Here is a 15,422-nt window from a genome sequence, read left to right as displayed (position 1 = left end):
CCCTGTCATCGTCTAAAGGTGCCGGCTCAGCATGCGTTCCGCGAAGACGGACAGCCATGTTGCGGGGATCGAGATGGCAGCGTAGAGCAGGCCGGCAATGATGAACACCGGCAGGTACTGGAACGTGGACGAGCCGATCGAGTACGCCTGGCTCATGAGTTCCGGGACGGCAACTGAATAGGCCAACGACGTCGCCTGAAACAGGAGTACTGCGAAGCCCATCAGCGACGGGAGGGCAATACGCAATCCCTGCGGGATGACCACGAACCTCAGACAGTCCCGGTAGCTCATGCCCAGCGCATGGGATCCCTCGACTTCACCCGGCGGCACCGACTGGATGCCGCCGCGGATCAGCTCGGCGCTATAGGCCGCCGTCGTCCAGGTCAGGGCCAAACATGCCGAGGCCATGGAGCTGAGGGTGATCTCGGCGTTCGGCAGGCCGTAGTACATGAGCTGCAGGAGGACCAGGGCCGGCGCGCCGCGGCCCACTTCGACGAAGAACACCGAGAGGTAGCGGAACGTTTTGTTGCGGGCGGTCACGCCGAAGGAGAAGACCAGCCCCAGGGGCAGTCCAAAGGCCAGGCTCAGGAGCGTCAGGGTGAGGCTGACTTTGAGTCCGTCAAAGAGTGTCGGCCCGTATTGGATTGCGACATCGACCAGGTTGTTCATCGGGCCACCGCCTTCCGCATCTTGATGTCAAGGTGCCTCGAGAGCAGTCCCAGCGGAACGCTCAATAGTATGTAGACACCGGCAGCCACGAAGAACACCATGATGCCTTCGCCGGACTGCCGGGCGTATTGGCTGGACATGAAGACGATCTCGGCCACGCCGATGGACGACGCGATGGAGGAATCCTTGAGCAGCCCGATGGCAAACGTGGTGTAGGCCGGAACGACGGCCCGCGCTGTTTGCGGGCCGATGATTAGGCTCCAGACCGTGGCCCGGTGAAAGCCCAGCGCCGAGCTGGCCTCCCACTGGCCCTTGGGAATTGACGAGATGGCGCCGCGGAAAATCTCCGCGAGATAAGCTGCGGCCACCACGCCAAGGCCCAGGACGCCGGCCTGCAAGGCGGTGAGCCGGATGGCGCCGATGGAGACGCCGTAGTACAGGATGAAGAGCCACACCACGGGCGGGACTCCTCGCAGCAGGTCAACCAGCCCGCGCGACATCAGCCAGACGAGCCGGTTCCGGCTCCGCAGCCCGGCAACGATGGGCAGCGCGACAACCGTCCCGATCATCAGGGCCAGAATGGTCACGAGGACTGTGAGCGGCAAGCCGATGGCGATGGCCCGGAGCATCTCCACGGCTCAACGCTCCAGTACGGCGCGGAGGAACCGGCGCGTGCGCTCGTGCTGTGGATCCTGCAGGATTTGTCCGGGCTCGCCCTTTTCGATGATTCCGCCGTCGGCCATCACGACGAGCTCGTCGGCAACGTTTCCCGCGAACGCCATCTCATGGGTCACCACCACCATCGTCATGCCGGTGCACGCGAGCTCTTTCATAACCTCGAGCACTTCAACCCCTACTTCGGGATCCAGCGCCGAGGTCGGCTCGTCAAACAACATCACCCGCGGGCCAAGGGCCAGCGCCCGGGCAATGGCGATGCGCTGTTGCTGGCCGCCGGAACACCGCGACGGATATTGGTCGGCCTTGTCGGCCAGGCCCATGCGCTTGAGCAGCTCCATGGACTTCTCGTTGGCCTCGTCGCGGCTGCGTCCAAGAACCCGTTCCTGGGGCAAACTGATGTTCTTCAGGACCGTCATGTGCGGGAAGAGGTTGAAGTGCTGGAAGACCATGCCGGCGCTGCGGCGCAGGGCTGCCAGGTTCTTTGGGTTGGGCTTCCTGCCGGCGTTGATGCGGTGTCCATCAATCTCGATTTCGCCGCTGTCCGGCTGCTCCAGGAGATTCATGCACCGCAGGACGGTGCTCTTCCCGGCGCCGCTGGGCCCGATCATGGCCGTGACTGATCCCTCCGGCACGGACAAGGAGACGTCACGAAGCACTACGTTCGAACCGTAGGCCTTGGCAAGATTCTTCACCTGGACCACGGGTGTTCCGGTCCGGATAGTCGGTTCAATCATCAGTTGTTCCATTTCTCATAGTCAGGCCGGGTGCAGGCTTCGTAGAGGGCGGTCGCGACCGCAAGGTCCTCCCACGGCATGCCGGTGGTCTTGAAGACGGCCGGACGGTCCGCGGCAACCTCCCGGCGTTTCAAAACAAGGTCGGCCAGGGTGATCAGGTCGGCGGGCCCGGCGATGGCACCTGATTCCATGGCCTGGATGACATCGCCGGCCTCCCGCGCTGCGGAATCCCTCGACTCCACGCACACCGTGGCCTTGGCCAGCAGCGTGTCATCGAGCTCGCGGTGCTCCCTGTCATGCGACCCGATGGCCACCACGACGGCGGAATCCTTCACCATGGCGCCGTCAAAGAGGGCGGTCGGCGACGCCGTCGCGCAAATGACGAGATCGGCCTCCCGTACGGCTTCCGGACCGGCGACGGCGGCAGGCAGGCCGAGTCCTTCGGCATTTTTCACAAGCCGCTCCGCTGCTTCCGCGTTGCGGCCGACGATGTCAACGCTGTCCAGCTCAAAGAGTTCGGCAAATGCCTCGATGTGGGCCCGCGCCTGCACCCCTGTGCCGAACACGACGAGACGCTTAGGTCCGGGCGAAGCCAGGAGCTTGGCCCCCATCACCGAAACGGAGGACGTCCGCAGTTCGGTCAACGCGACGCCATCGAGCACGGCCAGCGGCCGCTGGTCGTGGCCGCCGAACAGCACGTAGAGTCCCTGGATCACCGGAGACGCGGACGCTGCGTTGCCCGGCGTGATGGTCAGGAGTTTGGTGCCGACGTACTGGCCATGGCTCGCCGGCATCTGCATGAACGTTCCGCTGCCCGTTTCCACCCGGGTCCTGGGTGCGCTCGTTTCGGGATCGAACCCGGAGGCCAGGACCGATTCCATGGCGGCCACAGCCTCGCGCGCCGTCAGTGCCGACGCGATGGCAGCGCCGTCGAGGAAGACGGGTGCCGACCGTTGAGGCCAGGTAGGGGTGGCAGGTGAATCCATGGAATCGGTTTCCTTTGCTCGCGGTGCCGGAACGGTGTAGGGGAGGCGTTCCTACTTCACCAGGCGGGGTTCACCGGTCTCGACGGCCGACTCGGGCAGGCCATACGACTTCACGATCTCCGCGATCTTGCCGCTGGACTTCATGGCTGCGATGGAGGAATCCACGGCCTTGGTCATGTCGGCGTTGTCCTTGCCGATCGGGAAACCGATCTGGGCAGGCTCCTTGGAGGCAATGACGCGGGCGTCGGCGCTGGCGCCTGCAACCTTGTATTTGGCATCGGACTTGTACATCTGGACGGCGGAGCCGAATCCGTCGATGCCGGCCTGAATGCGTCCGGCCTTGAGGTCTGCCTGCATCTCCACGGCGCTGGGGTAGATGGTCAGATTGGCGCCCATGACCTTCTTCATGTCCGGCACCCAGAGGTAGCCGTCGACGGTGCCCACCTTCATACTCTCGAGCTCCTTAATGTCCTTGACCCCGGTCTCGGAAATGATCCCCATCTCGTCGGTGTACACCGGAGCCGACAGGCTGACGATGTCGGCCCGGACGGCGGTGCGGTAGTAGCAGCCGATGGCGACGTCGGCGCGCCCGCTCTGGACGGCCGGGATGGTCCCGGCGTAGGACGTCGCCTCGACCTTGATGTCGAGGCAGTTCTTGGCGGCGAACTCCTTGATGATGTCGGCGTCGACACCGGTGAGTTTGCCGTCCTTATCGGACGAGAACGGGGGGAACTCGGGGGCGGCAACGGTCAGGAAGCCGGCGGAGATCGTCTTGAAGGTTGATGCCGGCCGGCAGCCCTTGGCAACGGAGCTCTCGGCGGTGCCGCCGCAGGCGGACAGGGAAAGCGCCAGCAGGGCAATTGATGTGCCGCCCACCAAGATTTTACGAGTGTTCATGATGATCCCCTTTGATCAGAGCTGAAGTTTGTTCGGTGTCCGACGGTTCGATGCACATCGGAGTAATTGGTGATGTATGACACACTATCGATTGTCGATTACCAATCTCCATCCATTGCCCGTGGATGTCAAGCATTAAAAATCGCCGCAGAATATGTGGAAACAAGTCGGAAATCGTCGCGACCTTTCCCGGCGGCGCACATGTTGTGTCTTAGTGTTAGCCGTGAGGACCACCGTCTGAGGAGCGAAATGCAGGAACAGCGAATTGCCGTTGCGGGAATATCCGAGCTGGGCGAAGGCCGGGTCACCCTCAAGGACGAGGCCACCTCCATAGTCCGCCACGCCCTCATGTCCGGTGACATGCAGCCGGGCAAGATCTATTCAGCCAACGCCCTGGCCACCCAGCTCGGCGTCTCCAACAGCCCTGTCCGCGAGGCCATGATGGCGCTGAGCGAAAAGGGTCTCCTTGAAGTGGTGCGGAACCGCGGCTTCCGGGTCGTGGAGATGACCCCGAAGGACCAAAAAGAGGTCTACGACCTCCGCCTGCTGATCGAGGTGACCGCAGTGGGCCGCGTTGCCGAACAAGGGGTCTCCCCTGCCGACGCCGAGCGTCTCACAGAGCTGGCAGAGGCCACGCTCGCGACGGCCAAGCCCGACAAAATGGTCGACTACCTCGAACACGATCAGCAATTCCACCTGGCCATCGTCGAACTGCTGGGCAACTCCCGAATGACGAAGATCATTGAGAACCTGCGGGACCAAAGCCGGATCAGCGGCTCCTACCACCTGGCCGAACGCGGACTGCTCGCCACCAGCGCCGCTGAACACGGGCCCATCCTGGCCGCCCTGATGGCCGGCGACCGGACGCTCGTCGAGTCCCTCATGGTCCAGCACCTCAGCTACTCGCTGCCCTAAGCGGGACGCCGACGGCGGACCTGCCGCGCACTTTCCCGCGTCCCCTGCCGTCACTGGCCGCCGGAGAATCTGTCTGAATATTTTGCTTGACGTAGATCACATCGAACCCCAAGATGGTTATATATAACCCATTACCGATAGTTGATACCCACAGAGCGGTGGGTATGCTTCCGCAACTGAGACAGGACGATCAATGTCAAATGTGGTCTCGCTCCAGCTTCCCGCCGGAATCCGGCAGCCTTCGCATGCAGAGGTCGTCATCATCGGTGGCGGCATCATGGGAACCAGCATCGCGTTCCACCTGGCCGAAGCCGGTGTACGCAACATAGTTCTCGTTGACCGGTCCGACCTGGGCGCAGGATCATCGTCCAAACCCCTTGGCGGCGTGCGGGCGACGTTCTCGGATCCGGCAAACATTGTCCTTGGCCAGCGCAGCCTGCGCGCGTTTGAGGGATTCGGGCAGCGCTTCTCCACTGACATCGGACTGCGCAAGGTAGGTTACCTGTTCCTGTGCCGCAGCGAATCCGAACTCCTGGACTGCGAGCGCAGCACCGTCATCCAAAACGGTCTTGGCAGCACCAGCCGGATGATTTCTCCCGCCGAGGCTGTGGACATCAATCCCTTCCTCCGCCAGGAAGCCCTGATCGGCGCATCGTTCTCACCGGAGGATGGTTTTGCCGAACCGGGGAAAGTGGTCCAGGCTTACGCCGACGCGGCCGCCGCGCTGGGCGTTTGCATCCTTGAGCACACGGAAGTCATGGATGTGGCCGCCTCAGGCGGAAGCATCAGTTCAGTGACCACCAACCGCGGCACCATCACCACCGATGCCGTCATCTGCTGTGCCGGCGCCTGGTCCCGGCGCGTGGGCGACATGGTCAACGTCAACCTGCCGGTTGTCCCGGTGCGGCGGCAGATCGGCATGACCCGCCAGATGAGCTCCCCCATGCCCACCGTGCCGTTCACGCTGGATCTGTCCACCACGATGTACTTCCACAACTACCGCAACGGCATGCTCCTGGGGATTTCCAACTCGAACCAGGAGCCCGGCTTCGCCCGTGACTTCACCCATGAATGGCTCCCCGAGTTCAATGCAGCGGCCCGCGTGTGCGCCCCCGCGCTGGAGGCCCCGGAGCTGGAGTGCGGATGGGCCGGTCTGTATGAGAACACGCCGGATCACAATGCGCTTATCGGAGCGTCCAGCTCAGTAGGCGGCTTCTACTATGCCACGGGATTCTCCGGCCACGGCTTCCTGCAGGGCCCTGCCGTCGGCGAACTCGTCAGGGACCTCTACCTGGACCGGGAATCCTTCATGGACCACACTTCGTTTTCCGCCGATCGTTTCCGCACGGCCGACCAGCTCATCCAGGAAGTGCACATCATCTAGCGCGGAACGCCCCGCCGAGCCGCAGCTCAAGCCGCATCCCCCGCTCCATCAGCAATGATCGTGAAAGGAACCACGCCATGACCGCCCTTGAAACCTGGGAACTTCGAGCCGAGTTCGCGCGGCGGCTCTCCGCCATGTACGGGAGGGAAGTCCCCGCCTACAACACGCTCGTGGAGGTTTCCACCGAGGTGAACGAAGCGTATGCCGCCAAGCACGGCGCCGAAGCCGAGCGGCTGGGCAGCATCGCACGCGTGACGGCGGAGCGCCACGGCGCCATCCGCGTCGGCTCCCCGAAGGAAATGGCCCAGGTTGCCCGCGTTTTTGCGGCCTTCGGGATGTACCCGGTCGGCTTCTACGACCTTCGCGATGCGTCCTCCAGTTCCGTTCCCGTGGTCTCGACGGCCTTCCGCCCGATCGACGGCGCCGAACTGGCAAAGAATCCGTTCCGTGTCTTCACCTCCATGCTGGCGGCCGAGGATCCGCGGTTCTTTGACCAAGAGCTGCGCGCCGAGCTGGCCGCATTCATCGGCGCCCGGCAGCTGTTCGGTGAGGAACTGCTCACCCTGGCGGACAAAGCCGCCGCGGACGGCGGCCTCGCGGCGGACGACGCCGACCGGCTGCTGGAGCTGGCCACCGCGGCCTTTGAACTCTCCGGCGACCCCGTCGACTATGAGTGGTACAAGAAGCTGGAAGCGGTCTCCGCCGTCGCCTCCGACATCGGGGGCGTTTCCACCACGCACATCAACCACCTCACGCCCAGGGTGCTGGACATCGATGAGCTGTACAAGCGCATGCAGGACCGCGGCATCAGCATGATCGATGAGATCCAGGGGCCGCCGCGCTGGGATGGGCCGGACCTGCTCCTGCGCCAGACGTCCTTCCGGGCACTTGGTGAAAACCGGGTGTTCCGGTACGCCGACGGGTCCACCAGCGAAGGTGAACTGCGTGTGCGCTTCGGCGAGGTCGAGGCCCGCGGGATGGCCCTGACGGTGGCGGGACGCGACCTGTACGACCGGATGGTCGCCGAGTCCGATGCCCGGCTGGCGGTGGCCCCGGCCGGCACGACGCGCGTCGAGGTCGCGGCCGGGGTCTGGGCGGAGAACCTGCCCCGCACCGAGAAGGAGCTCGCCCTGCAGGGACTGGCCTTCTTCACCTACCGCCTCGACGACGCCGCCCTGGACAGGGCCTCCCTCCGAAGTGCGCCCCTGGCCGGCACCGCTTCCCTGGCCGGTCTTGTCGAAGCCGGAATCGCCGTCCCGGAACCCATCGTCTACGAAGACTTCCTCCCCCGCTCTGCCGCCGGGATCTTCCAGTCGAACCTCACCGAGGAGGGTTCCAAGGACGAAGCCCAGCTGGGAACCAGCTACGACATCCACCGGATGTCCGAGATCGTCGGCTCCGAAGTCCACGACCCCAACGATCTCTACCAGCGGCAGCAGGACGCATCGATCGCGGCCCTGGCCCACCGCCTCAACATCACCATCACCCACTAATCAGCCCGCCAGACCAACCAACCAACCTCAGGAGATCACGATGACCGAAACTCTCACCCAAACGTCAGAACTTGCGGCGATCGTCCGCGACGCGCTGGAAGCCTGCGGCGTCAACGTTGACGCCCTCGGAGGCCCGCACGAGGCGTCCTCTCCGCTGACCGGCGAAGTCCTGATGACCCTGCCGGTCAACACACCGGCGGACATTGAGACGATGATTGGCCAGGCGCACGAGGCGTTCAAGACGTGGCGTGATGTGCCCGCGCCGCTCCGCGGCAACCTGGTCAAGCGCTGGGGCGAGCTGCTGACCGAGCACAAGGACGACCTGGCCAGGATCGTGACGGCAGAGGCCGGCAAGATCCAGTCCGAGGCACTCGGCGAAGTCCAGGAAATGATCGACATCTGCGACTTTGCGGTCGGCCTGTCCCGTCAGCTCTATGGCAAGACGATGCCCTCGGAGCGCCCCGGACACCGCCTCATGGAGACCTGGCACCCGCTGGGCGTCGTCGGCGTCATCTCCGCCTTCAACTTCCCGGTCGCCGTCTACTCCTGGAATACGGCACTGGCCCTGGTATGCGGCGACACCATCGTGTGGAAGCCCTCCGGGATGACCATGCTCAGCGCCCTGGCCGCCGATGCCCTGCTGGCCCGCGCCGTCGCCGATGTTGGCGCTCCGACAGACCTGCACAAGCTTGTTCTGGCGGACCGGTCCGGCGGCCAGGTGATCGTCGATGATCCACGGGTTGCCCTGCTCTCCGCCACCGGTTCGGTTCGGATGGGCCAGGAAATCGCCCCCCGCGTGGCCCAGCGGTTCGGCCGCGCCCTGCTTGAGCTCGGCGGAAACAACGCGGCGATCGTTGCGCCGTCGGCCGACCTGGATCTGGCCCTGCGCGGCATTGTCTTCGCCGCCGTCGGAACCGCCGGCCAGCGTTGCACGTCCATGCGCCGCCTGATCGTGCACGAATCGATCGTCGACGAACTGACCGACAAGCTTGTCAATGCCTACGCCACGCTGCGCATCGGCACCCCCCTGGACGAGGAGAACCTGATCGGGCCGCTGATCAACAAGTCCAGCTTCGATGGCATGCAGGCCGCCATCAAGGCGGCCCGGGAACAGGGCGGCACGGTGCTGTGCGGCGGCGGCCGCGTGAACGCCGACGATGAGCCCGGCGCCTACTACGTGGAGCCGGCGATCGTACGGATGCCGGCCCAGACCGCCGTCGTCAAGGACGAGACGTTTGCACCCCTGCTGTACGTCATAACGTACACGGACTTCGATGACGCCATCGCCATCCAGAACGACGTTCCCCAGGGTCTGTCCTCGGCCGTGTTCACCAACGACCAGGCCGAGGCCGAACGCTTCATGTCGGCCAGCGGTTCGGACTGCGGCATCGCCAACGTCAACATCGGCACCTCGGGGGCCGAAATCGGCGGCGCCTTCGGCGGCGAGAAGGAAACCGGCGGCGGCCGGGAGTCCGGTTCCGACTCGTGGAAGGTCTACATGCGCCAGGCCACGAACACCGTCAATTACTCGGGACAGCTGCCGCTCGCCCAGGGCGTGAAGTTCCTCTAGGCACCCCGGCGGAGACGGTGCCGGCCGGTCCGTCCGGCACCGTCTCCGCGGCCCGTCCCCCGTCAGATCACTTAGCCGCCAGCACACTTGGCCCCGGAACACTTGGCCCCAGCACAGAAGGAGTATCCCACGATGACCAGTCTGTTCGACATGATGGATGAATGGGGACCGGAAAAGATCGTCACGGTCAGCGACGCAAAAACAGGTATGAAGGGCGTGCTGGTCATCGACAACACCGCCCGCGGCATGGGCAAGGGCGGCACCCGGATGCAGCCCGGCGTCACCGTCGAGGAAATTGCCCGCCTGGCCCGGGTCATGACCTGGAAGTGGGCCGGCGTCGACCTTTTCTTCGGCGGCGCCAAAGCCGGCATCCGCGCCGATCCCAACTCGCCCCACAAGGAAGCAATCCTTCGCTCCTTTGTCCGGGCCCTGAGCAATGAGGTCCCGTCCGAGTACGTCTTTGGCCTGGACATGGGGCTGACGGAAAACGACGCGGCCATCATCATCGACGAATTGGGCGACCGCGGCGCCGCGGTGGGCACTCCGTACGACCTCGGCGGCGTGCCCTACGACCAGCTGGGCATCACCGGCTACGGCGTCGCCGAAGTCACGGATGAGGCCGCGGCAACCATCGGCCTCCAGGGCCAGCGCGTGGCCATCCAGGGTTTCGGCGCCGTCGGGCATGCCACGGCGGCCCGGCTGCATGAGCTCGGCTACAGCGTTGTGTCGATTTCCACCGCTGAGGGCGCGCTTCACGATCCCGCCGGGCTGGACATTCCCATGCTGCTGGCCATGCGGCCGCGGCTCGGCGACGGACTGGTCAGAGAGTTCCCGGAGCTGGCTATCCCGGCAGGCACCGAGTTATTCGTCGACGCCGAAATCGCCATCCCTGCTGCCCTGCAGGATGTCCTCCATGAGGGAAACGTCGCCGGCATCTCGGCCAAGCTCGTGGTGGAGGGCGCCAACCTTCCCACTAACGCCGCGGCACAGCAGGCGCTGCGCGCGGCGTCCGTGACGGTCGTGCCCGACTTCGTCGCCAACGCAGGCGGCGTGGTCAGTGCAGCCTTCGCCATGGAGTCCCGGTATTCGCCGTTCCGTCCCGAGACGGACCAGATCTTCACCACCGTCTCCCACAAGCTCCGCGAGAACACGGCCATCGTCCTGGCAGAGGCGGAAAAACTGGATTCCACCACCCACCATGCCGCCCGCTCACTGGCCCAGAACCGTGTCCGCCGGGCCATGGAGCTGCGCGGCAAGCCCCTGCAGTACTAACCTCCCACCACGCAACGCCGCAGGGACAAGGAAGAGCACCACGCATGAACATTGACCAGATTGTCGACGAACTCACCGCAGCAATTGCGGGCATCGTCGACAGCAGCACCCGTCGGCGTGCGGAATATTCGACCGACGCCTCGAACTACCGCGTGGTGCCCCAGGTGGTGGTCATGCCCAAGACTGCGGACGACGTCGTCGAGGCGGTCAGGATTGCCCGCCGGCACGGACTCGCCGTCACCGGCCGCGGTGCCGGGACGTCGTGCGCCGGCAACGCGGTGGGGCCAGGACTGGTGCTGGACTTCAGCCGGTTCATGAACCGGATCATCAACATCGATCCGCAAAACCGGACGGCGGTGGTCCAGCCCGGCGTTGTCCTCAGTGACCTGCAGCGGGCGGCCGCCGTCCACGGGCTGCGGTTCGGGCCTGATCCGTCCACGGCCACGCGGTGCACGATCGGCGGCATGATCGGCAACAACGCGTGCGGCCCGCACGGGCTCTCGTACGGGCGGACGGCGGACAACGTGCACCGGCTGCGCTGGCTCACCGGCTCGGGACACGTGGTGGAGCTGGGCGCGGGCAAGGATGCCACGGCCCGGATCCCCGGACTCGATGAGTTCATCACGGCCAACCTGGAGGTCCTCCGGCTGGAATTCGGCCGGTTCGGCCGCCAAATCTCGGGCTACAGCCTGGAGCACCTCCTGCCGGAGAACGGCGCCAACCTGGCCGCCGCCCTGACGGGGACGGAAGGTACCTGCGGCATCATCCTGGAGGCCGAGGTCCGGCTGGTCCCGCTGGCGGCGGCCCCGGCCTTGGCCGTCCTGGGCTATCCGGACATGCCGGCCGCGGCTGATGCGGTTCCCGGGCTGCTTCCACACCGTCCGCTGGCCCTGGAGGGCCTGGACGCACAGCTGGTCGACGTGGTCCGCAACGCCAAAGGCGTGCACGCCGTCCCCACCATGCCAGCCGGCAACGGCTGGCTCATGGTGGAAGTGGGAGGAGCGACGTCGGAGGAGGCGGTGGCGGCAGCCGAACGGATGGTCCTGGATGCGGGGGCGATCGACTCGCTGATCCTTCCGGCCGGCCCGGAGGCCACGCGGTTGTGGCAGATTCGGGCCGACGGCGCCGGGCTGGCCGGCCGGACCGCCGCCGGGACCCAGGCCTGGCCGGGCTGGGAAGATTCGGCCGTCCCGCCGGAACATCTGGGCGACTACCTTCGCGATCTTGAACTGCTCATGGCCCGCGAAAACGTGTCAGGGCTGGCATACGGCCACTTTGGCGACGGCTGCGTCCACGTCAGGATCGACTTCCCGCTGGACGACGATGCCGGTGTGATGCGCCGCTTCCTGACGGCGGCGGCGGACCTCGTCGCCAAGTACGGCGGCTCGCTCTCGGGCGAACACGGCGACGGCCGGGCACGCGGCGAACTGCTGAAAACCATGTATTCGCCCCGGGCCCTGGCCGCGATGGCCGGGTTCAAAGCCCTCTTCGATCTCCAGGACATCTTCAACCCCGGCGTCATCATCAATCCGGACCCGTTCGACGCGCACCTGCGCCGCCCGCACGCCGGCAACCTGCTGGCATCGGACGGTTTTGCGTTTGCGCACGACGCCGGCAACATCACCAACGCCGTGCACCGCTGCGTTGGCGTCGGCAAATGCCGGGCCGATCTCCGCGAGGAGGGCGGGTTCATGTGTCCGTCCTACCTCGCCACCAAGGATGAAAAGGACACCACCAGGGGCCGGGCCCGCGTCCTGCAGGAAATGCTCAACGGCGGCGTAGTGGACATGTCCTGGAAGTCCCCGGAAGTCCATGAGGCCCTCGATCTGTGCCTGAGCTGCAAGGCTTGCGCCAGCGACTGCCCCACCGGCATCGACATGGCCATGTACAAGTCGGAGGCACTGCACCAGAGCTACAAAGGCCGGCTGCGTCCGCTCAGCCATTACACGCTCGGCCGGTTGCCCGCCTGGCTGGGACTGATCGGGCCCCTCGGCCCCCTGGTCAACAAAGTTGCCTCCGTCGGGATCCTCCGCCGGACCATGCTGCGGCTCGCCGGGGCGGATCCCCGCCGGTCCCTGCCGACGTTCCCCAGGGCGCCGTTCCGTGCCCTGGCGGGGGCAGGCAGCCCGACAGGGCACGCGGCGTCCTCCGCCCACAAGGTCCTACTCTGGGTTGATTCGTTCTCGGACGCGCTGAGCCCCGAGGTCCCCCTCGCCGCGATCAAGGTTCTGCAGGCCGCGGGCTGTGACATTGAAATTGCGGGCCCCGGCGCGTGCTGCGGATTAACGCTGATCTCAACAGGACAGCTGACCGCGGCCAAGGCAGCCCTCAGGAAGACCCTGGACGTCCTGCACCCGCATGTAGCCGACGGCCGGACCGTGATCGGACTCGAACCGTCCTGCACGGCAGTCCTCCGCTCGGACCTGCTCGAACTGCTGCCCGACGACGACCGCGCCCGGCAGGTGTCCGCCCGGACCCGGACCGTCGCGGAATTCCTCACATCCATCAACTGGCAGCCGCCCGCCAGCGGCGAACTGGTCCTTGCCCAACCCCACTGCCATCACAACGCCGTCATGGGGTACCAGAAGGATCTGGAGCTGCTGACGTCCATGGGCTGCGACGTGGACGTCTCCAACGGATGTTGCGGCCTCGCCGGCAATTTCGGCATGGAAAAAGGCCACTATGAAATCTCAGTGGCCATTGCCGAACAGGGAATTCTGGGCAAGATCGCGGCTACCCCGGACCGGGGCATCCTCGCCGACGGGTTCTCCTGCCGGACCCAAGTGGCCGATCTCGCCGGCCGCGGCTCCCGGCACATCGTCCAGATCATCGCGGAGGCGCTGGACAGCTCCGCGGCACCGGAGCCAGTTGTCAGAAGAGGTCTGCCAGGTTCTCGTTGAGCTCGTCGATATCGAAGGCTCTGGGATCCAGGATCTCGCCCGGCACCATTCCCAGCCACTCCCGGTACTCCCTATTATCTTCGTGGCCTGGATCGTTGACGGCCTGGACAATGTTCGCCCATCCCCGCGTGCCGCCGCTGTCCTCCGCCGGCGCGGCACCGCGCCCCGCGGTGCACCGCGGGAGCTGCCCGCCGTCGTCGTCGGACGTCAGAACTTTCTCCAGCTTGATGCCGTGCACCCAGTTATCGCCGAAGTCATACGTGTAGGTCAGGGTGCTGCCCACGGCCGGGAGCAGGTCGCCGACCGTGACCGACGATTCGTCGAGGGAAGCGTCACCGTAGAATTCACCCTCGTCGTTCAACGGCGCGTAGGCGGGGCCACGGAAGCCCCCGGTCCGGAACTCATGCAGATGGTAGTCGAACCAGCCGAATAGGGATTGGATCACCTGGTGCAGCTGCGGAAGCGGCATGCCCGCTGGAACCAGAACCCGCCGCCAAATGGGCGGCCTCGAATCGTTGAGCGTGATTTTCAGCTGCAAAACCGGGGCGCCGACCTGCGGTGCCGCCGTCACTGCTGTCAGAGGCACCGCAGTCTCCGGAACTGCCGTCTCCGGACCTCCCCAGCGCAAGAACTTGTCATCATCCGAATCGTCCGGGTCTTCCTCGAGGCCCAGTTCTGCCAGCAGCCGGTCGTCGTCGAAAACGTCCGCCACGCAGCCAATGAGCGCCGCCGGCACCCGGAAATGGGTGTCGATAGTGAGCAGCCCCAGCTCGGAGAGCCCTTCCAGGCGCCCCACGGCCATGCTGGTCAAAAGCTCGGTCATTGACTTTTCCGCCGCTGGCGCGTGGTGCGGGGCGGCGAGCACGCGCTCCATCGACGGCGGATCCGCCGTCGTGGCCGCGATCAGAATCGACGTCTGGATTCCGGCGAGGATCCTTTCCCAAGGCTGTTCGGGGTCGAACCCGAGCACAGCCTCGCGCAGGAAACACAGCGCGAAAAGGGAGAACTCGTCCAGCCGTTCCGAGTCGCTGCCCGTCAGGAAAGCGGCCGAGTCCGGAAACGGCACAGCCTTTGTCGACTTGATCTGAATCAGTTCGGCGGCTTCGAGGGCGTTCCACATCTGTGCTAGAAGCGGCACCTCGTACATGCTCCGGACCGTGGGCACGGGCTCCGAGGATACGGCAGTGCCCGGCAGCGGTGCACTCGTCTGCTTGGCCCCGCCCTTGACGGCGACGCCGACGCAGGCAGCCGCCGCTTCGATATCGCGCAGACGGAGCGCTCCGGTGGCCGTGACGGGCCGCCCGTCGCCGATCCACCGCAGCAGTGCCGTCGCCCGTCGGATCAGCGGGAGCTCAGACAAAGCCTTCAGGGCCTCTTCTTCGGGGATGTACGGCACATCGATGACACCGGGTTCGTCGTCGTCATCCGCGATGAGGTCCAGGAAATCCACGACGCCTGCCAGCTGCTCTGCTGAGCCGCTCCACTGGCCCGTTTCGGCAAGGAAATCAACATAGACGTGGAACGCGCCAACGATGAAACCGGCGTTCTCAAGGTCCGTCATCCCGTCGGCAGGAGCGTCGCTCAGGGCAACGACTTCGTCGGAGATCGCGGCCGCAAGGGGAACCGGCTCGAATCCGGTCACCTCTGCCGCGGCCGTGCTGTCCATATAGCGGCCGAGGACGTTCTCGACCTGCTTCAAGCACCCCAACGCCAGAGCGGCGGCACCCGGCGAGCCGTCGTCGAACCACTGCACGAACGCCGGCGTAAGCGCGTCCAGTGCACGGCCAACGCGGAACGTGCTCAGGGAAACGGATCCAGGCACCTGGGAGCCTGCGCCGTTCTTCCCCCCGGAGCCGTTGCCCTTGTGCCGATTCCTGCCGCTCTTGCTCATGGTGCCCCTGCCTGATGGCGAACGTGCCGTTAC

Annotated in this window: 12 protein-coding genes; 6 read left to right on the top strand and 6 right to left on the bottom strand. The window is 65.5% G+C overall.

Features of this window, described 5'->3' with window-relative positions:
* Window positions 1–12: 12 nt before the first annotated feature.
* Genes ACVWYS_RS07355 through ACVWYS_RS07335 form a run of 5 tightly spaced genes read right to left on the bottom strand, consistent with a single transcriptional unit; the run spans window position 13 to window position 3,964 of the window.
* On the bottom strand, window positions 13–669 hold the full coding sequence (locus ACVWYS_RS07355; RefSeq protein ID WP_344367522.1) for an amino acid ABC transporter permease: 657 nt from the start codon (window positions 667–669) through the stop codon (window positions 13–15).
* Complete coding sequence (locus tag ACVWYS_RS07350) at window positions 666–1,298, bottom strand: amino acid ABC transporter permease (protein ID WP_456509157.1); 633 nt, start codon at window positions 1,296–1,298, stop codon at window positions 666–668. Before ACVWYS_RS07350 ends, ACVWYS_RS07355 begins: the two co-directional genes overlap by 4 nt.
* 9 nt (window positions 1,299–1,307) lie before the next feature.
* The gene (locus ACVWYS_RS07345; RefSeq protein ID WP_091252141.1) at window positions 1,308–2,081 is read right to left on the bottom strand and encodes an amino acid ABC transporter ATP-binding protein; all 774 of its coding nucleotides are present in this window, start codon (window positions 2,079–2,081) and stop codon (window positions 1,308–1,310) included.
* Window positions 2,081–3,067 carry an ornithine cyclodeaminase family protein gene (locus tag ACVWYS_RS07340; RefSeq protein WP_456508859.1) on the bottom strand — a complete coding sequence of 329 codons (987 nt, stop codon included), beginning with the start codon at window positions 3,065–3,067 and terminating at the stop codon, window positions 2,081–2,083. Before ACVWYS_RS07340 ends, ACVWYS_RS07345 begins: the two co-directional genes overlap by 1 nt.
* Before the next feature lie 51 nt (window positions 3,068–3,118).
* Window positions 3,119–3,964: a substrate-binding periplasmic protein gene (locus tag ACVWYS_RS07335; protein WP_456508858.1), complete on the bottom strand. Its 846-nt coding sequence runs from the start codon at window positions 3,962–3,964 to the stop codon at window positions 3,119–3,121.
* 249 nt (window positions 3,965–4,213) lie between these two features.
* Here ACVWYS_RS07335 and ACVWYS_RS07330 point away from each other — a divergent pair, with 249 nt between their 5' ends.
* The 6 genes from ACVWYS_RS07330 (at window position 4,214) to ACVWYS_RS07305 (ending at window position 13,498) form a co-directional block, all read left to right on the top strand.
* On the top strand, window positions 4,214–4,879 hold the full coding sequence (locus ACVWYS_RS07330; RefSeq protein WP_456508857.1) for a GntR family transcriptional regulator: 666 nt from the start codon (window positions 4,214–4,216) through the stop codon (window positions 4,877–4,879).
* Between the two features lie 193 nt (window positions 4,880–5,072).
* Entirely contained in the window at window positions 5,073–6,263 is a 1,191-nt protein-coding gene (locus tag ACVWYS_RS07325; protein ID WP_456508856.1) for an NAD(P)/FAD-dependent oxidoreductase, read from the top strand.
* Between the two features lie 77 nt (window positions 6,264–6,340).
* Entirely contained in the window at window positions 6,341–7,756 is a 1,416-nt protein-coding gene (gene hglS / locus ACVWYS_RS07320; RefSeq protein ID WP_456508855.1) for a 2-oxoadipate dioxygenase/decarboxylase, read from the top strand.
* Between the two features lie 40 nt (window positions 7,757–7,796).
* Window positions 7,797–9,326 (top strand): L-piperidine-6-carboxylate dehydrogenase, encoded by a 1,530-nt coding sequence (gene amaB / locus ACVWYS_RS07315; protein WP_456508854.1) that lies wholly within the window; start codon window positions 7,797–7,799, stop codon window positions 9,324–9,326.
* A 132-nt stretch (window positions 9,327–9,458) separates the two neighbouring features.
* On the top strand, window positions 9,459–10,598 hold the full coding sequence (locus tag ACVWYS_RS07310; protein ID WP_456509564.1) for a Glu/Leu/Phe/Val family dehydrogenase: 1,140 nt from the start codon (window positions 9,459–9,461) through the stop codon (window positions 10,596–10,598).
* A 44-nt stretch (window positions 10,599–10,642) separates the two neighbouring features.
* Entirely contained in the window at window positions 10,643–13,498 is a 2,856-nt protein-coding gene (locus tag ACVWYS_RS07305; RefSeq protein ID WP_456508852.1) for an FAD-binding and (Fe-S)-binding domain-containing protein, read from the top strand.
* On the opposite strand, the gene ACVWYS_RS07300 is transcribed toward ACVWYS_RS07305, so the two are convergent.
* Entirely contained in the window at window positions 13,470–15,389 is a 1,920-nt protein-coding gene (locus tag ACVWYS_RS07300) for a plasmid pRiA4b ORF-3 family protein (protein WP_456508851.1), read from the bottom strand. The genes ACVWYS_RS07305 and ACVWYS_RS07300 overlap by 29 nt on opposite strands.
* Window positions 15,390–15,422: the final 33 nt, after the last annotated feature.

This window comes from Arthrobacter sp. TE12231, assembly GCF_054062895.1.
The sequence above is the reverse complement of the archived record's forward strand: the minus strand, read 5'-3'. Positions and strand labels throughout refer to the sequence as shown.